The 18959-nt window shown below is 74.1% G+C and carries 21 protein-coding genes; 16 read left to right on the top strand and 5 right to left on the bottom strand.

Annotated features, from left to right (window positions below):
* Positions 1–186: 186 nt before the first annotated feature.
* Both C1A33_RS16730 and C1A33_RS38375 read left to right on the top strand, forming a co-directional pair.
* Positions 187–1353 carry an acyl-CoA dehydrogenase family protein gene (locus C1A33_RS16730; protein WP_101832433.1) on the top strand — a complete coding sequence of 389 codons (1167 nt, stop codon included), beginning with the start codon at positions 187–189 and terminating at the stop codon, positions 1351–1353.
* Positions 1354–1963: 610 nt separating this feature from the next.
* On the top strand, positions 1964–2671 hold the full coding sequence (locus tag C1A33_RS38375) for an arsenate reductase/protein-tyrosine-phosphatase family protein (protein ID WP_341477233.1): 708 nt from the start codon (positions 1964–1966) through the stop codon (positions 2669–2671).
* A gap of 103 nt (positions 2672–2774) precedes the next feature.
* On the opposite strand, the gene C1A33_RS16720 is transcribed toward C1A33_RS38375, so the two are convergent.
* Positions 2775–3212 carry a hypothetical protein gene (locus tag C1A33_RS16720; protein WP_101832418.1) on the bottom strand — a complete coding sequence of 146 codons (438 nt, stop codon included), beginning with the start codon at positions 3210–3212 and terminating at the stop codon, positions 2775–2777.
* A gap of 187 nt (positions 3213–3399) precedes the next feature.
* Between C1A33_RS16720 and C1A33_RS16715 the strand changes: the two genes are divergently transcribed.
* Entirely contained in the window at positions 3400–4239 is an 840-nt protein-coding gene (locus tag C1A33_RS16715; protein ID WP_101832417.1) for an enoyl-CoA hydratase, read from the top strand.
* Between the two features lie 22 nt (positions 4240–4261).
* Here the strand turns inward: C1A33_RS16715 and C1A33_RS16710 are convergent, their stop codons facing one another.
* Positions 4262–4519, bottom strand: coding sequence for an EAL domain-containing protein (locus C1A33_RS16710; protein ID WP_243407633.1), 258 nt, complete (start codon positions 4517–4519; stop codon positions 4262–4264).
* An 887-nt stretch (positions 4520–5406) separates the two neighbouring features.
* Here C1A33_RS16710 and C1A33_RS16705 point away from each other — a divergent pair.
* The 3 genes from C1A33_RS16705 to C1A33_RS16695 all read left to right on the top strand — a co-directional run bounded on the left by C1A33_RS16705 (position 5407) and on the right by C1A33_RS16695 (position 8259).
* Complete coding sequence (locus tag C1A33_RS16705) at positions 5407–6897, top strand: NAD(P)/FAD-dependent oxidoreductase (protein ID WP_101832415.1); 1491 nt, start codon at positions 5407–5409, stop codon at positions 6895–6897.
* A 168-nt stretch (positions 6898–7065) separates the two neighbouring features.
* Complete coding sequence (locus tag C1A33_RS16700; protein WP_243407632.1) at positions 7066–7563, top strand: protein-tyrosine phosphatase family protein; 498 nt, start codon at positions 7066–7068, stop codon at positions 7561–7563.
* A gap of 204 nt (positions 7564–7767) precedes the next feature.
* A complete protein-coding gene (locus C1A33_RS16695) occupies positions 7768–8259 on the top strand; it encodes a DUF5666 domain-containing protein (protein WP_101832431.1) in 492 nt (163 codons plus the stop codon).
* A 63-nt stretch (positions 8260–8322) separates the two neighbouring features.
* On the opposite strand, the gene C1A33_RS34990 is transcribed toward C1A33_RS16695, so the two are convergent.
* Positions 8323–8529: a hypothetical protein gene (locus tag C1A33_RS34990; RefSeq protein ID WP_101832413.1), complete on the bottom strand. Its 207-nt coding sequence runs from the start codon at positions 8527–8529 to the stop codon at positions 8323–8325.
* Positions 8530–9178: 649 nt separating this feature from the next.
* Here C1A33_RS34990 and C1A33_RS16685 point away from each other — a divergent pair.
* From C1A33_RS16685 to C1A33_RS16675, 3 genes are all read left to right on the top strand, one after another.
* The gene (locus tag C1A33_RS16685) at positions 9179–10012 is read left to right on the top strand and encodes a class I SAM-dependent methyltransferase (protein WP_101832412.1); all 834 of its coding nucleotides are present in this window, start codon (positions 9179–9181) and stop codon (positions 10010–10012) included.
* 5 nt (positions 10013–10017) lie between these two features.
* The gene (locus C1A33_RS16680) at positions 10018–11055 is read left to right on the top strand and encodes a phosphotransferase family protein (RefSeq protein ID WP_207770340.1); all 1038 of its coding nucleotides are present in this window, start codon (positions 10018–10020) and stop codon (positions 11053–11055) included.
* An 81-nt stretch (positions 11056–11136) separates the two neighbouring features.
* Complete coding sequence (locus C1A33_RS16675) at positions 11137–11439, top strand: TFIIB-type zinc ribbon-containing protein (RefSeq protein WP_101832429.1); 303 nt, start codon at positions 11137–11139, stop codon at positions 11437–11439.
* A gap of 5 nt (positions 11440–11444) precedes the next feature.
* Here C1A33_RS16675 and C1A33_RS16670 read toward each other — a convergent pair whose 3' ends face one another.
* Positions 11445–12524 (bottom strand): winged helix DNA-binding domain-containing protein, encoded by a 1080-nt coding sequence (locus C1A33_RS16670; RefSeq protein WP_101832411.1) that lies wholly within the window; start codon positions 12522–12524, stop codon positions 11445–11447.
* 59 nt (positions 12525–12583) lie between these two features.
* Between C1A33_RS16670 and C1A33_RS16665 the strand changes: the two genes are divergently transcribed.
* Entirely contained in the window at positions 12584–13024 is a 441-nt protein-coding gene (locus tag C1A33_RS16665) for a nitroreductase family deazaflavin-dependent oxidoreductase (RefSeq protein ID WP_101832410.1), read from the top strand.
* Between the two features lie 4 nt (positions 13025–13028).
* Here C1A33_RS16665 and C1A33_RS16660 read toward each other — a convergent pair whose 3' ends face one another.
* Positions 13029–13733: an ABC transporter permease gene (locus tag C1A33_RS16660; RefSeq protein ID WP_243407631.1), complete on the bottom strand. Its 705-nt coding sequence runs from the start codon at positions 13731–13733 to the stop codon at positions 13029–13031.
* Positions 13734–13921: 188 nt separating this feature from the next.
* On the opposite strand from C1A33_RS16660, the gene C1A33_RS16655 reads away from it, so the two are divergent.
* The 6 genes from C1A33_RS16655 to C1A33_RS16630 all read left to right on the top strand — a co-directional run.
* Positions 13922–14275, top strand: a complete 354-nt coding sequence (locus C1A33_RS16655) for a hypothetical protein (protein WP_101832408.1) — start codon at positions 13922–13924, stop codon at positions 14273–14275.
* Between the two features lie 4 nt (positions 14276–14279).
* Positions 14280–14726 carry a hypothetical protein gene (locus C1A33_RS16650; RefSeq protein ID WP_101832407.1) on the top strand — a complete coding sequence of 149 codons (447 nt, stop codon included), beginning with the start codon at positions 14280–14282 and terminating at the stop codon, positions 14724–14726.
* Positions 14727–14735: 9 nt separating this feature from the next.
* Positions 14736–17270 (top strand): aminopeptidase N, encoded by a 2535-nt coding sequence (gene pepN, locus C1A33_RS16645; RefSeq protein ID WP_101832406.1) that lies wholly within the window; start codon positions 14736–14738, stop codon positions 17268–17270.
* A 280-nt stretch (positions 17271–17550) separates the two neighbouring features.
* Positions 17551–18126, top strand: a complete 576-nt coding sequence (locus C1A33_RS16640; protein ID WP_101832405.1) for a DUF6529 family protein — start codon at positions 17551–17553, stop codon at positions 18124–18126.
* Positions 18127–18145: 19 nt separating this feature from the next.
* On the top strand, positions 18146–18616 hold the full coding sequence (locus tag C1A33_RS16635; RefSeq protein WP_101832404.1) for a Rieske (2Fe-2S) protein: 471 nt from the start codon (positions 18146–18148) through the stop codon (positions 18614–18616).
* Positions 18609–18959: FHA domain-containing protein (locus C1A33_RS16630; RefSeq protein WP_243407630.1), on the top strand; the 351-nt coding region annotated here is incomplete at its 3' end. The genes C1A33_RS16635 and C1A33_RS16630, both read left to right, overlap by 8 nt.

The raw sequence follows: 18959 nt of genomic DNA, 5'->3' as shown, positions 1-18959 counted from the left end.
ACGGCCCACGTCACGCGCTACCACCTTCGTGCTCCCCGACCCACCCCCGAAGCGGGGTGCCCACGGCGGCGCGGGCGGCCCGTCCGTCACGAGAAGAGCCGGAAACAGGTTCGGAAATCAGCTGCCGGCGCCATTGTTCGCTATTTCGCAGGTCGGCACGAGATCCAGGCAGAGTAGGTGGCCGAGGTGTTCTGGAGCGCTTCCCCACAATCTCCCGGGGAGACAACGGAGTGGCTCGACAGGGTCGAGCGAACGACGCCGGTCCTGGTCCGCTACCGCGAGCGGGCCGAACGGGAACGGGTTACCCCGGCCGAGGTGATCGAGGCGCTGCGCGCGCAGAACATTCACCGCATGTGGGTGTCGCCGGCGTTCGGCGGAGGCGGGGTCAGCGTCCGCACCGGATCGGCCGTCCTGCAGGCGCTCGCCCGCGTCGACGCCGCCGTCGCCTGGCAGATGGGAGTACAGGGAGTCATTTCCCGGCTGTCGGACTATCTGCCGGAACAGGTCGCGCGCCAGCTGTTCCACGACAGCGACGGTCTGGTGGTGGGGGGTATCAACCCGACGGGCCAGGCCGAGCCGGTGGCGGGCGGTTACCGGGTGCGGGGGCGCTGGTCGTTCGCGAGCGGATCGACGCATGCCGACTGGCTGGTCTGCGCGTCCGTCGTCACCGGGCCGGAGGTGGCGGCCTCACCGACCCGGATGCTGTTCGTCCCCTCCGACGCGGTGCGCTTCGAGGACGACTGGCACACCGTCGGGCTGCGGGGCACCGGCAGCGTCAGCTTCACGGTCGACGACCTGTTCGTCCCGGACGACTTCGCCGTCGACGGCGGGCTGCTGCGCCGGCCGCCGCGGGACCGGCCGTCGCGGGCCCACGCCATCGCCTACTACGACTTCGGGCCGTTCACCACCGCGTCGACGGCACTCGGCATCGCGCAGGACGCGCTCAGCGAGTTCCCGCGGATCGCCGTCGGCACCGTGCCCGCCCGCGGCACCGAGACCCTGGCCACCAGCCACACCGTCCAGGCGGGGCTGGCCCGGGCGGCGGCGCTGGTCCGCGGCGCCGAGCTGATGCTGACCGACGCGGCCGACCAGGCGAGCCGGTCCGGCGCGGCCGGTGGTGAGGAGCTGTCCGCGCTGATCAGGCTGGCCGCGGCGACGGTCGGCGAGAACGCCGTGCGGGCGGTCGACAGCCTGCACAGCCTGGCCGGGACGCGGGCGCTCACGGCCGGCGGGCGGTTGGACCGTTGCTTCCGCGACGTGCACAGCGCGGTCGCGCACATCACGCTCGCCCCGACGAACTTCGAGATGGTCGGCGCCTATCTGCTGGGCAACGCCCTGCTGATGCGGCGCTGACGCCACGCCGCGCGGGCCCCGGGAATACCGGTTCCCGGCGAATGCCGACGCACCGCAAGGAAAGGCCGGGTAATGCCGAACAATGTGACGATCGTGACGACGGGATCGGCAGTGGCACCGCCGGCCTCCACGCCCGCGACGGGCCTGGCGGCGCTCGCGGCGATCCAGGTCCGGGCCCGCTCGGCGCTGCCGCGACGGCGCGCCGCGCCGCGGCGGCGCGGCCCACGTCCCCGGCAGCCGGCGGCCCCGGCACGGCCACCCTCCCGGCGCAGCGCGCGGCGAGGGTGACCCGCGCCCGCGCCGCCGCCCGTCCACCGCCGCCGGGTACGCGACGGACCAGGTAGTTGACCAGCCAGCGGGCCCCGTGACGGATCCCGCCCGATGGCAGCGAACCGGGACTGATACGAAAATTCAGGCCTGGGCTTCGCGCGCCGACCTGTAGGATGGGTTCAATGCTCGTAATTCACTCCCTAACGCCATTCGGCGACAGCTCTCTCGAAATTTCGTCCAGCAAAGTCTCCTATCAGCGGGTGATGTGCCCGTCCAGGCAAGCGACGGTGACAGTGATGTCACCATTGCGTCAGCCGGGCGGCTCCTCGACGGATGGCCGGTGACGCTCCAGGTGACTCCCCCGCAGATCCCCGACGCGATGGCCACACGGCCACCAGCGCCCGCGCCGCCCGGCTGCCGCCCCGGCGCCTCGGCGGTCGCCGCGCGCCCCGCCCGGCCGGAGGCCGGCGTGCCCCGCCCGCCCGCGGTCCTGTTCGTCTGCGAGCGCAACGCCGGGCGTTCCCAGATGGGTGCCGCCCTGCTCGATCAGCACAGCCACGGTCGGGTCCAGGCGAGGTCGGCCGGGCCCGCGCCCGCGGCGACCGTCGCCGCGCCGGTCGTCGAGGCGATGGCCGAGATCGGCATCGACCTGTCCGAGGCCAGCCCCACCCGGCTCACCGACGAGGCGGTGCGCACCGCCTCCGTCGTCATCAGCATGGGCTGCGGCGAGGCACTCCCGATCTACCCGCACACCCGCTACCTGCACTGGGAGCTGGAGGACCCGGCCGAGATGCGGGTGGAGGAGGTCCGGCCGATCCGCGACGAGATCGACGCGCGGGTACGCGCCCTGCTCTACAGCCTCGGCGTCGCGGCCCGGGTCGGTCTGCTGCGCGACCAGCCGGACCGCGGCACCGGCCCCGGCCAGTCCGGGTATCCGCAGACCGGCCACATGCAGGCCGGCCACGCGCCGTCCGGGCCGCGACGGCTGCTCACCCCGCCGCCACGCGCCCGGGTGTCCCCCGTGCGGCCCGCCCGCTCGGCGATCTGACCGGTGCGGGCGACGCCCCCGCCCGCCGGCGGCGGCGGCACCCGCACGCCGCCGCCGACGCGCGCCTGACCCGGGCGCGCCCGGCCGGCGACACGCGCCGCCGCTACTCGGCGGCTATCCGCCCCACGTGGGCGACCGTGCACGTCAGCGTCGTGCCGCTGGGCACGTCCACCCCGACAGGACGAACCGTGAACGAATCCGTGGCACCCGAACGCACCCGGAAGACCGAGGCCAGCCCACTCTCGATCTTGCTGTCGTTCGCCTTCACGTCGATCTGGATCACGTAGTTCGACCGTTTCGACGAGCCGTTGTGCACCTCCCCGCGGACGACGGCGCGGTGGTTGTCGGCGTCGCGCACGCAGCTGGTGACCCGCACGTCGGCCGCCGCGTCGGAGCCGGACGAGGAACAACCGGCGAGCAGCGCTCCGCAGCCGGCGGTGAGCCCGAGGGCGAGCCCGCCCGCGAGCGAACGGACGGTCGGATGGATCGGATGGGCCGAGCGGGCGGCCGCCACGGTGCCGCGATCACGCGTATGCCACATCTGCTCAGACTATGAGTCCCTCGCCACACCGGCCGGCCGCTCCCCGCTTCCCATCTGTCGCCTCCCCGACCCGTTCGCTCGCCACGCACCCTCCCGGCGACCACCGCCGCCACCGCCCCGGCGTGCCCGCTCCGCCCAGCGGCGCAACAGCTCGCCGCCGGGCGCGATAGTGGGACATACTCCGCCGGTGAGCGAGATCCTGACCGTCGAGACGTCCGGCACCACGCGGTTGATCACCCTCAACCGGCCGCACGCCCGCAACGCGCTGAGCGGTGCGCTTGTCATCGCCCTGTACGACGCGCTGATCGACGCCGACGCGGATCCGGCGGTGCGGGCGGTCGTCCTGACCGGGGCGGACCCGGCGTTCTGCGCCGGCGTCGACCTGAAGGAGGCCGCCCGCGACAGCGAGGCCTACGCCGCTGCCTACCGCGACCACGACTGCTTCGCTCAGGTCGGCCGGATGCGGACCCCGATCATCGCCGCCGTCAACGGGGCCGCCTTCACCGGCGGTCTGGAGATCGCCGTGAGCTGCGACTTCCTCATCGCCTCCGAGCGCGCCATCTTCGCCGACAGTCACGTGCGGGTCGGGATCCTGCCCGGCGGCGGGCTGACCGCGCACCTGCCGCCGCTGATCGGCATCGGCAACGCCCGGTGGATGTCGATGACGGGTGCCGTCGTCGGCGCCGAGCAGGCGCTGCGCATGGGACTGGTCGCCGAGGTGATGCCGCACGAGCTGCTGCGCGTGCGGGCGCTGGAGCTCGGCGCGGCGATCGGCGAGGCGGACCCCGCCACGATGCGCGAGCTCAGGCAGATCTACGCCCAGGGGGCCGCGACCTACACGGAGCCGGCCCGCGCGGCGGAGGCACGCGCGGCCCTGGCTCGCCCCCCGGCGTTCGACGGCATGGACGAGCGGCGGGCCACCGTCTTCGCCGGCAACCGGGCCCGGCTGGCCGCCTCGCCGGCGGCATCCGGCCGGTCGGATTCTCCGCGGTCCACGACCTCGCCGGACGGTCGGACCGCGGGCTGAGCACACCCCGCGGCCGAGCGCGTCACGGCCCGAACACACCCGCGGGATCGGCTCGGTGCGGGGTGTCGAGCCAGCGGGCGAGCGCGTCGGCGGGCAGCGGCGCGCAGAACAGGTAGCCCTGGGCGCTGTCGCAGCGCACCCGCCGGAGCCGTTCGAGCCGCGCCTCGGTCTCGACGCCCTCGGCGGTGACGGTCAGCCCGAGGGAGTGGTAGTCGTACATCCGCGCGGCGCTGGGTCGGTCGGTGTCGACGCCAGTGGCCCATCCGGGCACCTCACCCATGATCATCCTCCCCGCTGGACGGCAGCCGGATACGCACGGCGAGAGGATTGTCCACCATCGCCACGTTCGTCACCAACAGCCCCCCACCCACTACGGGGGATCACCTCCGCCACCCTTCGCCACCGATGAGCGCGGTCAGACGCCGACCCACCGCGAGCGCCGGCGGAGTGCGGTGACGGCCCCCACCCAGGCGACGCCGGCACCGCACTCCACGGCCGGGGAATCGGCGTTCCGGAAAGTTCTGACCAAACCAGGATGATGGGCGCCAGGACGGGCAAAGGACCAGTTCCCACCGACGGCGGCACGCGCCCGGTCACGCGCATCCGCCCCGCGGCGGCCGCCGATGAAGCCGCACGCGTCGCCGACGGTGCCGAAGAACGAGCACCGCCCGAAGGCGTGGCCATCAAGGCACCGTTGATGAATGCGGCGCCGGAATACCCGGATTCGTTGTACCGGACTCGGCGGAACATACCCGAGACCGGCCCGGCCCGCCCGCCGGGGCACCGTCAAATCGGGGCCCAAGAACCCGCCATGATCGTGGTCCTGTCCGGCGCGGCCCCGCCGACCTCGGCCTGAGCGGGGACTGTATGGTGAACAGGGAGCGCTACCGGGCCCTATTTCCGAGCCGGCGCCACACACCTCCACGCCACCGACGGTTCGCCCGTGCGTCGATCGACGTCCGGACTATGCGCACCGCCATCCGCCGGAAGTGTGTTCCGTGCCACATATCCATAGCCGATGCTCCTGGGCGAGGTGACGATGAACACGATCCCTCGGCCGCTAATCGGCGGAAAATAGTCGGTGGAGACCAACGTGCTCTCGGGGATACGGTCTCCGCGGCGCCAACGGGCACCGCTGGGAGTCAAGAGGTTGAGCGGAGAAGGATCGTGACCACGGACAGCGCCCGCACAGGGCATGCCGACGAACCGGAACGGCTCGAGGGGCGGCGCAGCTCCCCGCACCGCGTGGTGATCATCGGCTCCGGCTTCGGCGGATTGTTCACCGCGCAGGCTCTTCGCAAGGCGCCCGTCGAGATCACTCTGGTCGCCAAGACCACCCATCACCTGTTCCAGCCGCTGCTCTACCAGGTGGCGACGGGCATCCTGTCGGAGGGCGAGATCGCCCCGACCACCCGCGAGGTGCTCAGCCGCCAGGACAACGCCCAGGTCGTCCTGGGTGAGGTGACGACCATCGACGTGAAGGCGCGCACCGTCACGTCGCAGCTGCTCGGGCGCACCACCGTGCACCCGTACGACAGCCTCGTCGTCGCCGCCGGCGCCGGTCAGTCGTACTTCGGCAACGACCAGTTCGCCACGCACGCCCCCGGCATGAAGAGCATCGACGACGCGCTGGAGCTGCGCGGCCGGATCTTCGGGATGTTCGAGCTCGCCGAGGGCTCGACCGACCCGGCCGACGTCGAGCGGCTGCTGACCTTCGTCGTGGTCGGCGCGGGCCCCACCGGCGTGGAGATGGCCGGCCAGATCGCCGAGCTGTCACGCCGCACGCTGCGCCGCGACTTCCGCAGCATCGACCCGACCAAGGCCCGGGTCATCCTGCTCGACGCCGCGCCCGCCGTGCTGCCGCCGTTCGGCGAGCGGCTCGGCGAGAAGGCCGCCGAGAAACTGGAGAAGATCGGCGTCGAGGTGCAGCTCGGCGCCAAGGTCGTGAACGTCAATGCCACCGGCATCGAGGTCGAGGACTCGGACGGCACCCGCCGCCGGATCGACTCGGTCTGCAAGGTCTGGGCCGCGGGTGTCGCCGCGAGCCCGCTCGGCAAGCAGCTCGCCGAGCAGACCGGCGCGAAGATCGACCGGGCCGGCCGCGTCGAGGTGCTGCCCGACCTGACCCTGCCGGGCCACCCGGAGGTCTTCGTCATCGGCGACATGATGAGCCTCGACCGGCTGCCGGGCGTGGCCCAGGTCGCGATCCAGGGCGGCCGTCACGCCGCCAAGGAGATCAAGGGCTGGGTCGCAGGCAAGCGGACCGGGAACCCGTTCAAGTACCACGACAAGGGCAGCATGGCCACCATCTCGCGGTTCAGCGCGGTGGCCAAGATCGGTAGCGTCCAGATCACCGGCTTCATCGCCTGGCTGCTCTGGCTGGCCGTGCACCTCGTCTACATCATCGGTTTCAAGCACCGCCTGACGACGCTGCTGCACTGGACGGTCAGCTTCATCGGCCGCGGCCGGTCGGAGCGCACCGTCACCGAGCAGCAGATCTTCGCCCGGGCGGCACTGCAACGCCTCGGGGAGAACTTCGCCCCGTCGCTGCCGCCCGAAGCCGACCAGGCGCCGTCCTGGAACGGCGCGGCGCGCTCGCAGGTCCCCGCCCAGTCGAACGGCACGGGTGACGGCGCCCGCAAACCGTCGCGCGTCTGACGCCACCCGCCAGGCGACCAACGGCAGCCCGGCTTCGGGAGAGCACGTCCTCCCGGAGCCGGGCTGTTCGGCGTCCCGGGCATCCGGCCGACCGGCCGCCGCGGCCTCGCACCCGGCCCACCGGCCCGCCCCCTCGTGGCCCACGCCCGGGGAATGGGATCCTCGCCCATGGGCGCCGACCACTCCCCCGACCGTCCCGCATCGGCCAGATCGTCATCACGGCGTCCCGACCGCGCGCTGCCCGCAGCGATCATGTTGCCCGGCGGCGGCTGGATCCGGGCCCGCGGGCTACGCCATCCGGCCCCACCCGGCGACACCCCCGACCTCGGTCTCTATCTCGGCGGGACCCGCCTGCGCAAGCGGCACGACGCCCTGCTGACCTGGCCGCACGTCTGGATCGACTGGCCGGACTTCCTGCTGCCCCGCGATCCCGCGGCGGCCGCCTCGGCCATCCGCGACCTGCACGCACGCGCCGGCGCCGGCGAGCGGGTGGAGCTCGCCTGCGGCGGCGGGGTGGGCCGCACCGGCACGGTCCTCGCCTGCCTCGCGGTCCTCGACGGCCACGCCCCCGCGGACGCGGTGGCCTGGGCGCGGTCGGCGCACCATCCACGCGCCGTCGAAACGCCGTGGCAACGTCGTTGGGTCGCCCGGTTCCCCCGGCTCTGAGCGACGGGTCGCGGCGCGGTGGCGCCCCCCGCGCCCCCGCCGGTGCGCCCCGGTCGGCTCAGATCCCGTTCACACGCACGGCTCGCACGATGGTGCCGCAGCGCGCCGCGGCGGCGCGTGCCGCCGGGCCTCCCGGCCGTCCGTCTCCGGGCGGTCGGCCCTGCTCGGGTGCCGGCGTGATGACGACAGGGAAGGACGGCGATGATGCGCAGCTTCCGGACCGGACGGCGAGGCGCGGTCGCGGCCGCGGCCGGCATGCTCGGGTTGGGCCTCGGGATCGGGGTCGGACTCAGCGGTACCGCCGCCTCGGCGGCCCCCGCGCCGGAGCACGGCCCGAGGGCCACGGCGCCCCGCGCGGCCGGCGATCACCCCCGCCTCGCCGAGGCCCGGCGGCTGTTCGGCGGTGACGGCTCCGGTCGGGGCCTGCACGGCGAGGCGACGATCAGGACCGACAAGGGCCTGGAGGTGGTCGATGGCCAGCGCGGGACGGTGTCCGCGATCAGTGCGACGTCGATCAGCGTGACCAGCGAGGACGGCTTCGCCGCCACCTACGTGATCAACGGCAACACGAAGATCCGCGCGGATCGCGCGGACGCGACGATCACCGACCTCCACCAGGGCGACTCGGTGGTCGTCCGCGCCCGGACGACGAACGGCACCCGCACCGCGGTGTTCGTTCGCGAACCGAAGCGGTAGGCCCGACAGACACGCCAGGCGCGGGGCCAGGTTGGCGCGGGGCGAGGGTGGCGCGGGCGAGGGTCAGGCGGAGGGGGCCTGACCGTCGCCGCCGTCGTCCCCGGACCGGTGGCCGGCCGCGTCGGGATCCGCGGCCCGGACCAGCCGGCAGTGCGGGCACTCGCCGCCGGGCCGGGGCATGGTCTTCAGCGCCTTGCGGGGATGTCGGCCCCGATGCTCCGGACAACGCAGGTAGAGAAAGTCCGCCTGCACCGGGAGCGGCTTGGTCATCGCGGCGGGATCTTTCCGGTCCCGCCGCACTCCCGACACTTTATGTTGGCATCACCGTCGAACAGTCCGTCGGCGTCCCGCTCGGCCTGCGGACGGGTCTGGTAACGGGTGCCGTTGCAGGACGGGCAGGTCATGAGGCCCAGGCTGACGCGCTCATCGGGCGGCCGAAAGAACCTGCTCGATCTTTTTCGTGCTCTGGACACGGGAACGAGAATGCCCGGCGCGGCAACCTCCGTCCAGGGCCCTCCGGCCTGAGACAAATGACCGGTACAAAGCGTCATACGAACACCTCAAAAGTCTTTCATCAGCCATTTTTCGCGTCCTTCCGGACACCGGAGCCATTCTCACGGCCCGGGGCCTCGACGGTCGGGCGCGCGGCGCCTCCCGCCCGTGGCATGCCGCGGCCCCGACGGTGCGCCCGGGCACGGCAGTACGCCAGAGACACGGCGGTGCGCCCCGGACACGGCGGTGCGCCCGGGCACGGCGAGCACCGTCACCGCGCCGATGGTCCACCAGCGTCCGCCAGACGACGGACCAGCGAGGACCGTCCTGCTCCGGTCTCATACGATTCCAGCGGACCATCCGCACTATCAGGGCAGCCGCCGCCTGGCGCGACGACACGTCCACCGGGAAGAGGACAAGGGCACCGATGACGGACGGCGCTACGCACGTGCGGACGAACAGGGCGCGCTGGAACGAGATCTCCGACGACTACCAGCGGCTCAACGGCCCGCAGATCCGCCAGCAGGCGTTCACCGGCGACATCTCCTGGGGACTGTGGGAGATCCCGGAGTCGCGGCTCGGGGTGCTCGGCGAGGTCGCCGGGCGGGACGTGCTGGAGATGGGCTGCGGCGGCGGGCAGTGGTCCACCGCGCTGGTGCGCCGCGGCGCACGGGCCGTCGGGCTGGACCTGTCCGAGCGCCAGCTCCTGCACAGCCGCCGGCTCGCCGCCGACACCGGGCTGACCTTCCCGTTGGTGCAGGCCAGCGCCGAGGCCGTGCCGTTCGCGGACGCGTCCTTCGACATCGTCTTCGCCGACCACGGGGCGTTCAGCTTCGCCGACCCGTTGCGGGCGGTGCCGGAGGCGGCCCGGGTGCTGCGACCCGGCGGCCTGCTCGCCTTCAGCCACGTCAGCCCGATCTACGAGATCACCGTGCGGCCCGGCCGCAACGCCCCCGGCACCCGGCTGACCCGCGACTACTTCGGCCTGCGCCTGGTCGCCGAGGCGGACGGCCTGGTCAGCATGAACCTGCCGTACGGCAGCTGGATCCGGCTGTTCCGCGACAGCGGTCTGATCGTCGAGGACCTGCTGGAGCCCCGCCCGCCGGCATCCACCGGTGACATGCCCGCCGCGGAGGTGTCCGACGCGGGCGGCTCGACGCGGGAGCGGGCCGAGGCCTCCGCGCCCGAACGCGGCGACGAGGCCTGGGCCCACCGTTGGCCGTCCGAGTGCATCTGGCGCCTGCGCAAGCCCACCCGCTGACACCCGTGGACGGCGAGGCCGGGCTGGTGGCCGGGATGGCTCGGCTGGCCGCGCGCCTGCCCTCGACCGGCCGGGTCGCCGGGACCGGCGAGCCCCCGTCCATCCTGTCGCGGCGCGCCGACCGGCTTGTCGTGCGCCGCGGCGACGTCGTGCTCAAGGCGCATCCGGACGGCACGGATCCCCGGCACCTCGCCGCCCGGCTGGGCATCGCCGCCCGGTCGGACCTCGCCGGCGTCCTGCTCCCCCCGCTGACCAGCACCCCGATGCGGGTCGGCGCCCGTCTGGTCAGCGCCTGGCCGGCGGGCCGCGCGCTCGGCCCGCGCGACGCCGACGCGGCTCCGTGGGAGCGGGCCGGCGCCCTGCTCGCCCGCCTGCACCGCGCTCCGGTCGGCCTCGGCGACCTCGCCGCGCTGCCGCCCGCCACCGTCCTGCGCCGGCTCGCCGACCGCGTCGCCCGACTGCGCCCGCACGCCGGGCATCCGCTCGTCGACCCGATCCTCGCCGCGACCGCCACCCTCGGCGATCCGTCGGCGGCGGCGGGTCCCGGCCGGCCCACCTCGCTCGTCCACGGCGACTTCCATTTCGGCCAGCTCGTCCACCTCGGACAGCCACCCGCACCACCGGCGGAGCACTGGCGGATCATCGACGTGGACGACCTCGGCCTCGGCGACCCGGCCTGGGACCTGGCCCGCCCGGCCGCCTGGTTCGCCGCGGGCCTGCTCCCGGTGGACCGCTGGGCGCGCTTCCTCGACGCCTACACGGCGCACGGCGGGCCGGCGCTGCCGGGCGGCGACCCGTGGCGGGCGCTCGACCTGCCGGCGCGGGCCCTCACCGTCGAGTACGCCGCGACCGCGGTCGCCGCGCACCTCGATCCCGCTGACCTCGACCCCGCTCACCTCGAACCCGCGCGCCTCGAAGCCGCGCGCCTCGAAGCCGACTCCCCCGGCGGCCTGGACCAGGCCTCGGCGGCGCTTGTCGAGGCCTGCGGGCGGATCGTGGCGACCGCGGGCCCGGCGTCGTCCTCCCGACGTGTCGGCCACTGACCGCCATCGCGACCGGTAGGCTCCAGAGGACGTCGGCTGTCCCCGCGCCATGATCGGCAGGTCTCGCTCGTGAGCTACACGATGCAGTGCCCGAAGTGCCACGCGATGATGCGGACCTACAACCGCAACGGCATCCAGATCGAGCAGTGCGACGGCTGCCGGGGCATCTTCCTCGACTACGGGGAGCTGGAGGCACTCACGCGCCTGGAGGCGCAGTGGTCGCAGCCCGCGCCGCCCCCTCCGCCCGCGCCGTACGGCCAGCCCGCGCCCTACGCCCAGCCAGGTCCGCACGTCCAGTCAGGTCACTACGCGCAGCCCGCCTGGGGCCACGGCCACGGCCGCTCCCGGCATGGCGGCTTCGCCCGGATGCTGTTCAGTTCCTGATCCGCTCAGCTCACGGCGCTGCCGTCGAGGAAGCGTCGCACGTCGGCGGCCTCCTCGGCGAGCGCCGCGGCGACCGGCGGCGGCCAGGGCCCGCAACCCTCGGGCGGCGCATCACCCTTGAACGGCGCGAGGACGACCCGCCCGGCGGGCATCGTCCAGGTCCCGACGGCCCGGCCGTCGACGAGGATCACCGGCCGGAAGATGCCGTTGCTGGTGACGGCCCGACTGGCGGCGCCCAGCCAGCCGCGGTCCGCCCAGCCGTGCAGGACGGGATCGAACGGCCCGAGCAGGCGCGGCGACGGCAGCCGCGGGCACGGCGGTGCGGAGGTCGCCAGCACGGCGCGCCCATCGTCGCGGGTGACCAGGTCGGCGGCGATGGCCGTGAGGCCGCGGCGGGCGTCGCGCAGGGGCAGGCCCGCCCATCGGGCGAGGTCGCGGTCGTCCGCCGGGCCGTGGCCGGCGAGGTAGCGCCGCGCCAGCTCCGCGAGCGCCGCGTCCCGGTCGAACGGGCGCGGCGGCGGGCCGAGCCAGTCGCGGACCAGCGCGTATGCCTGTTCCCCGGCGACGACCGGGCCACGCACGACGAGTCCCCGGGTCGACGCGACGATGAGCAGGTAGACCATCGCCTGGCCGGCCGTGGGGATCCCGGCCCGCGCGACCCGGCCGCGCAGCTCGTCGCGCGTGCGCGGCCCGTCCGCGGCGAGCGCCCGCTCGACGATCGCCACGCCCCGCTCGGCGTCGTCGGGCGTGACGCCCTCCTCGGCGAGCCGGCGGCGGATCTGCGCGGCCATCCGCGGCGCGGTCAGCTCCCGCAGCCACCAGTGGTCCTCGCTGCGAACGAGGTGCAGCGTGCCCCGGTTGAGCCAGCTCACGACGAGTGTGCGTTCCACCGTCAGGGCACGGTCGACGTCGGCGGCCGTCGTCGCGCGGGTCCGCGGCCGCACCGCCAGCCGCATGCCGCGCGGATCCTGCGCCTGCACGGCGAGCAGCCTGCCGACGGCGTCGACGGCACCCGGTGACGGCGGCCCGCTCAGCCCCTGCGCGGTCAGCCTCGCGGCGATGTCCGACGTCTCCACAGTGGACATCCCATCACCGCGAACGCCACCGCGGGGTGACCGGCCCCGCACTGGTGTTGACTGGTGGCATGCCACTGACAGGTGAGTACGAGCCGAGCCCCGCCGAGTGGGCCCGCAAGCAGGTCGAGGAGTTCGAGAGCTCCGGCGGTACGCAGGGCACCACCTTGCACGGGAGGCCCGTCATCATCCTGACCACACGCGGCGCGAAGTCCGGGAAGATCCGCAAGTCGCCGCTGATGCGCGTCGAGCACGAGGGCGCCTACGCCATTGTCGCGTCCCTCGGCGGGGCGCCGAAGCACCCCGTCTGGTACCACAACGTGGTCGCCGACCCGCGCGTCGAGCTCCAGGACGGCCCGGTCCGCAAGGACTACCTCGCCCGTGAGGTCACCGGCGAGGAGAAGGCCCTGTGGTGGAGCCGCGCCGTCACCGCCTACCCGGACTACGACGACTACCAGCGCAAGACCGACCGCCAGATCCCCGTCTTCGTCCTCGAACCCGCCGGGGCCTGACGGCTCAGCCGCTCCTCGGCGTGTCCGGCGACGGCAGGCGGGCCGGCGCGCCGAGGAGGTAGGCGAGGGCGACGGCCGCGACGCTCTGCGCGCTGAGCTGGCCGATGAGCACGACGGCCTGGAACCGGGCGGCCCCGGCCGGCGACGCGCCGCCGAGCAGCGCGCCGACGAACGTCCCGGGCAGCGTGACCAGCCCGACCGTGCGGGTCTGGTCGAGGGCCGGGACGAGGGCCTCGGCGACGCTGTCACGGGCCACGTCCACGACCGCGCGGCGCGGGGTGGCACCGAGGGCGAGCCACCCCTCCACCTCGTCGCGGCGGTCGCGCAGGCCGGCCGCGAGGCGGCGGCCGGTCAGCGTGCAGGCGGTCATCGTGCCGCCGATGACGCTGCCGGCGAACGCGACCAGGTTGCGCGTGGTCGGCACCAGCGCCTCCACGGCGAAGACCATCCCGATCGTGACCGACGCTCCCAGCAGGCAGGAGATCCCGACGCGGCGGACAGCGGCCGGGAAGCCGGCCAGCCGCCGCGACGCGGTCCCCACCGCAGCCGTCACCATGACCGCGAGCACCGCGACGGTCGCGGCCGGCGCCGCGAACACCCCGCGCAACGCGAGCCCGATGACGGCGAGCTGGATCACCGCCCGCGCGGAGGCGGTCACCACATCGCGCCGCCGCGGCACCCGCGCCCAGGTCAGGGCACCGACCGCCACGGCCAGCAGCAGCCCGAGCCCGGCGGCGAGCCGCAGATCGGCCTCCAGCGCAGCCCCTCTCCGTACCGGCGTCAGGCTCCGTGCGTCATGACCGCCACCATAGTCTCCCCCGCCCGACTCCTACTACCATTCGTAGTAGAGAGGCGGTCGGGGCGGATGCTGACAGATGGCGGGCGGGGGCGGCGCGGATGATCGAGGGTCTGGCGGCCGCGTCGATCGCCTGCGCGCTCGTGGCGGGGGCGGCCTGCGTGGTGCAGGCGCTGCGCGACCGGGCGGTGGGCGTGGGGCTGCTGGCCGCGGCCGGGGTCGCGGAGCTCGTGCTGCTCGCCCAGGTGGTGGGCGCGGTGGCGGAACTCGCCGGCGGCCAGCGCGCCGAACAGCCGGCCGTGTTCGTCCTCTATCTGATCGGCTCGGTCGTGGCGCTGCCGCTGGGGGCGTGGTGGTCGCTGGGCGACCGGTCCCGCTGGGGCAGCGGGGTGCTCGCCGTCGCGTGCTTCGCCGTCGCCATCATCGTCGTCCGGCTCGGCCAGGTCTGGGGGTAGGCGAATGAGCGGGACGCGGACATCGAGCGGGCCGGGGCGGATCCTCGTCACCGTGTACGCGATCTTCGCGGTGGCGGCCTGCTCCCGGTCGGCCGTCCAGATCGCCACCGAGTTCGACCATGCGCGGCTGGCCTACCTGCTGTCGGCGTTCGCCGCCGTCGTCTACGTGGTGGCCACGGTGGCGCTGACCCGGCCGGGTGCCCGCTGGCACCGCGTCGCCGTGGCCGCGTGCGCCACCGAGCTCGCGGGCGTGCTGGCCGTGGGCACGGCGAGTGTCGTCGACAGCTCGGCGTTTCCCGATCAGGCGGTGTGGTCCTCCTACGGCAGCGGCTACCTGTTCATCCCCGTCGTCCTGCCCGTCCTCGGGCTCGCCTGGCTGCGCCGCACCGCTGCCCGCCCGGACCCGAGCGGCGACCTGAACGGCGACACGAGCGGGGCTGGCATCTCGTAGGTTCACGACATGCACACGCTCACCCGGGACGAGGCCGTCACCCGCGCGTCGCTGCTGCGTGTCGACGGCTACGACATCGAGCTGGACCTGACGGCGGCCCGCACGTCGACCGAGTTCACCTCGACGACCAGGGTGCGCTTCAGCCTGCGGGAGCCCGCGGCGCCCGGCGCGTCGACGTTCGCCGAGCTCAAGCCGGCGGCGGTGAGCGACCTGCGGCTCAACGGGCGGCCACTCGACCCGGCCTCGCTCGACGGCAACCGGCTGCCACTGACGGACCTCGAGGCGTCGAACGAGCTCGTCGCGACGACGACGATGCGCTACTCGAACACCGGCGAGGGCCTGCACCGGTTCACCGACCCCGAGGACGGCGAGGTGTACCTGTACGCCCAGACGTTCCTCGACGACGCGCAGCGGATCTTCGCCTGCTTCGACCAGCCCGACCTCAAGGCGCCGGTCCGGCTGACGGTGCAGGCGCCCGCCGGCTGGGTGGTGCGGGCCAACGGGGCCGGACGGCGGACGGCGCCGGGCCGCTTCGCGTTCGCCGAGACGCCGCCGCTGGCGACGTACTTCGTCACCGTGGTCGCCGGGCCGTACCACGTGATCGAGGACAGCCACGACGGGATTCCGCTCGGCCTGCTGTGCCGCCGCTCGCTCGCGCCGCACCTGACAGCCGACGCGGCGGAGATCTTCGAGGTCACGAAGGCCTGTCTGGACCGCTACCACGAGCTGTTCGCCGACCGGTACCCGTTCGGCACCTACGACCAGGCCTTCGTGCCCGAGTTCAACGCCGGCGCGATGGAGAACCCCGGCTGCGTGACCTTCCGCGACGAGTTCGTCTACCGCTCGGCGGTCACCGACACCGAGCGCGAGCTGCGCGCCGTCGTCATCGCGCACGAGATGGCGCACATGTGGTTCGGCGACCTCGTCACCATGCGCTGGTGGGACGACCTGTGGCTCAACGAGTCGTTCGCCGAGTACATGGGCTACCGGATCACCGCCGAGGCGACCCGTTTCACCAGCGCGTGGACCAGCTTCGCCGTCGGCCGCAAGAGCTGGGGCTACGCCGCCGACCAGCGCCCCTCGACCCATCCGGTGGCCCCGGCCGAGGTCGCGGACACCGCGCTCGCGCTGCTGAACTTCGACGGCATCTCCTACGCCAAGGGTGCCTCGGTGCTGCGCCAGCTCGTCGCCTGGGTCGGCGAGGACGCGTTCCGCACCGGCCTGCGCGCCTACTTCGCCGCCCACGCCTACGCCAACGCCTCCCTCGCCGACCTGCTGGCCGCGCTGTCCGAGGCCAGCGGGCGCGACCTCGCCGGCTGGGCCGAGCTGTGGCTGCGCCGCGAGCAGGTCAACACGCTGCGCCCGCACGTCACCCTCGGCGCGGACGGCCGCTTCGCGCAGGTCACGCTGGAGCAGACGGCCCCCGCCGACCATCCGACGCTGCGCCCGCACCGCGTCGCCGTCGGCGTCTACGGCCCCGACGGTGCCGGCCCGATCGTCCAGCTGCGCCGCGTCGAGGTGGACGTCGACCCGGCCGCCCCCGACGGCCGCACCGACCTGCCCGCGCTGGTCGGCACGCCGGCCGGCCGGCTGCTGCTCGTCAACGACGGCGACCTGACCTACGCGAAGGTCCGCTTCACCCCGAACGACCTGGCCGCGCTGCCGGACGTGCTCCCCCGCATCGCCGACCCGCTGGCCCGCGCGGTGATCTGGGCGGCCGCCGCCGACGCCACCCGCGACGCCGACTGGCCCGCCGCCGACTACCTCACGCTCGCCACCACGGCGCTGCCGCACGAATCCCAGCTCGCCATCCTCGAGGACGCGCTGCGCTTCGCCCGCACCACCGCGCTCACCCGTTACCTGGCCCCCGAGGGACGCCGCGGCGCCGCGGCCCGCCTGCACGCGATGTGCCGCGCGGTGCTGACGCAGGCCGACCCGGGCAGCGGCCGTCAGCTGTCCGCGGCGCGTGGCGCCATCGGCTGCGCGGGTCCCGCCGAGGCGCCCATCCTTGCCGCGTGGCTGGCCGGCGACGACGTGCCGGCGGGCCTCGTCGTCGACCCGGAGCTGCGCTGGACGCTGCTGCACCGGCTGGTCGTGCTCGGCCGGGCCGGCGAGGCGGAGATCACCGCGGAGGGGCAACGCGACCGCAGCGCCCGCGCCGCCGAGCATGCCGCCCGCGCCCGCGCCGCCCTCGCCGACCCGGCGGCGAAGGCCCGCGCCTGGGAGATGATCGTCGCCGACGACGTGGCGTCGGCCCGGCTCGTCGCGGCCAGCGCCGAGGGCTTCTGGCAACCCGAGCAGGACGAGCTGACCGCCGATTACGTCGACCGTTACTTCGAGCAGATGCCGGCGATGACGTCCCGGCGCAGCCCGCACGCCGCCCGGCAGATCGCCACCGCCGCCTATCCCCAGTACGCCGTCTCCTCGGCGACCCTCGCCGCCGCACGGGCCCTGCTCGACCGCGACGACGTCGACCCCCTGCTGCGCCGCGTCATCGTCGACGCCACCGACGAGCTGCGCCGCGCCGTCCGCGCCCGCGGCTGACCTCCCGCTCGGCCCGTCCCACCAGCCCCACCAGCCCGTACAGCCCCGTACAGCAGCCCGTCCCGACCTGGGAACCCCACCCGTGGCGATCGCCACGGCACTCCCCGTTCCGATCACCACGCCGGGGCCTGTGATGTCTGTCAACCCGAAGACGATCGCCACCACGGCCGATCCGGGTCGGGCAGGTTCCCATGTCAACGACTTCGGAGCCAGGACGGTCGGGGAACGGGACTCCCCGGCGCGACGCTGCGGATCCGGGCTTGCAGCTGAGGGGAACGGGATGACAGTCAACGGGGTACGGGCCGGACGATCACCGGTCTCGGGGACGGCCGCGGCGGGCGCGGCACTGCTGCTGGGCGTGGTGGTCGCCGTGTCGCTGGGGGTGTATGCCGGAGCACACGAGCCCGCCCGGCGCTCCCTATTCACTCTCGGCTTTTCCGGCACACTGCCGATGAAGGCGTGGCTGACGACAATCGCGCTGCTGTTCGTCGTCGTGCAGCTGGTCACGGCGTTGTGGATGTGGGGTCGGCTGCCCGGGGCGGGCTCGGCGCCCGGTTTCGTGGCGCCGCTGCACCGCTGGAGCGGCACGACCGCGTTCGTGCTGACCCTGCCGGTCGCCTTTCACTGCATCTGGTCCCTCGGCTTCGCACACGACGACAGCCGGGTCCTCATCCACAGCCTGCTGGGTTGCGCCTTCTACGGCGCCTACGCGACCAAGATGCTGGGCCTGCGCCTGCGGGGGCTGCCCGGCTGGGCCCTGCCGGTGTTCGGCTCGATGGTCCTCGTCTCGCTCGTCGGCCTGTGGCTGACGGCGTCGCTGTGGTTCTTCACCCAGTCCGGCATTCCCCATGTCTGAGCCGACAGGAACACCAACCATGACTGAGACAGCGAACGCCTCGCCCAGCAGGCGGATCGTCGTCCCCGGCGTCGTCGTCACCGTCGTCGCGGGCGTTGCCGGGTACATCGTGGCCGACCAGAGCGACGCGGCCAAGCCGGCCAGCACGTCCGCGCCAGCCGGATCCGGTGGCGGCGGAACCGGCGGTGGCACCGGCGGCGGTGGCGGCGCGGCGGCGCTGGCCAGGGAGGCCGATGTGGCCGCCGACAGCGGGGTCATCCTGGGCGACCTCGTTCTGACCCGGAACGCGGCCGGCGCCGTGCAGGGCTTCTCCGCCGTCTGCACGCATCAGGGCTGCACGGTGAACGCCGTCTCGGACGGCAGGATCCGCTGCCCCTGCCACGGCAGTGCCTTCGACACCCGCACCGGCGCGCCCGTCGCCGGACCCGCGAAGACCCCGCTGCCGCCCGTCGCGGTGACCGTGCGCGATGGTGAGGTGTTCCGTGCCTGAGCCCCGCATCTCCCCGATCCGGATCGTCACCCCGGCCAGCGGCGAGTCCGAGCTGAGCCCCGAACGCGACCACGTCGTCGGCCGCGGCCGCGACTGCGACGTGGTCATCTCCGACGGCCGGGTGTCCCGGCGCCACCTTCGCCTCGAACCCACCGTCGACGGCTGGCTGGCCCGCGACATCAGCTCGGGCGGCATCTGGGTGAACGGCGACCGTGCCAGCGTCGTCCCGCTCGCCGGCGGCGAGGTCCGCGTACGCCTCGGCGCGGCGGACGGCCCACAGCTGGTGCTGATCCCGCCCCCTCCCCCGCCGCCCGACGTCTCCACAGAGGAGACCGTCCTGGCC

Origin of the sequence: Frankia canadensis (assembly GCF_900197875.1) — a bacterium.
Lineage (GTDB): Bacteria > Actinomycetota > Actinomycetes > Frankiales > Frankiaceae > Frankia > Frankia canadensis.
The sequence above is the reverse complement of the archived record's forward strand: the minus strand, read 5'-3'. Positions and strand labels throughout refer to the sequence as shown.

Excerpts from the sequence above, each read along its gene's own strand:
- C1A33_RS16710 (WP_243407633.1), bottom strand. The coding sequence starts at position 4,519 with ATGGGTGAGGTGCCCGGATGGGCCACTGGCGTCGACACCGACCGACCC.
- C1A33_RS16720 (WP_101832418.1), bottom strand. The coding sequence starts at position 3,212 with ATGTGGCATACGCGTGATCGCGGCACCGTGGCGGCCGCCCGCTCGGCC.
- C1A33_RS16640 (WP_101832405.1), top strand. The coding sequence starts at position 17,551 with ATGACAGTCAACGGGGTACGGGCCGGACGATCACCGGTCTCGGGGACG.
- C1A33_RS16695 (WP_101832431.1), top strand. The coding sequence starts at position 7,768 with ATGCGCAGCTTCCGGACCGGACGGCGAGGCGCGGTCGCGGCCGCGGCC.
- C1A33_RS16700 (WP_243407632.1), top strand. The coding sequence starts at position 7,066 with ATGGGCGCCGACCACTCCCCCGACCGTCCCGCATCGGCCAGATCGTCA.
- C1A33_RS16635 (WP_101832404.1), top strand. The coding sequence starts at position 18,146 with ATGACTGAGACAGCGAACGCCTCGCCCAGCAGGCGGATCGTCGTCCCC.
- C1A33_RS34990 (WP_101832413.1), bottom strand. The coding sequence starts at position 8,529 with ATGACCAAGCCGCTCCCGGTGCAGGCGGACTTTCTCTACCTGCGTTGT.
- C1A33_RS16655 (WP_101832408.1), top strand. The coding sequence starts at position 13,922 with ATGATCGAGGGTCTGGCGGCCGCGTCGATCGCCTGCGCGCTCGTGGCG.
- C1A33_RS16675 (WP_101832429.1), top strand. The coding sequence starts at position 11,137 with ATGCAGTGCCCGAAGTGCCACGCGATGATGCGGACCTACAACCGCAAC.
- C1A33_RS16670 (WP_101832411.1), bottom strand. The coding sequence starts at position 12,524 with ATGTCCACTGTGGAGACGTCGGACATCGCCGCGAGGCTGACCGCGCAG.
- C1A33_RS16685 (WP_101832412.1), top strand. The coding sequence starts at position 9,179 with ATGACGGACGGCGCTACGCACGTGCGGACGAACAGGGCGCGCTGGAAC.
- C1A33_RS16665 (WP_101832410.1), top strand. The coding sequence starts at position 12,584 with ATGCCACTGACAGGTGAGTACGAGCCGAGCCCCGCCGAGTGGGCCCGC.
- C1A33_RS16650 (WP_101832407.1), top strand. The coding sequence starts at position 14,280 with ATGAGCGGGACGCGGACATCGAGCGGGCCGGGGCGGATCCTCGTCACC.
- pepN (WP_101832406.1), top strand. The coding sequence starts at position 14,736 with ATGCACACGCTCACCCGGGACGAGGCCGTCACCCGCGCGTCGCTGCTG.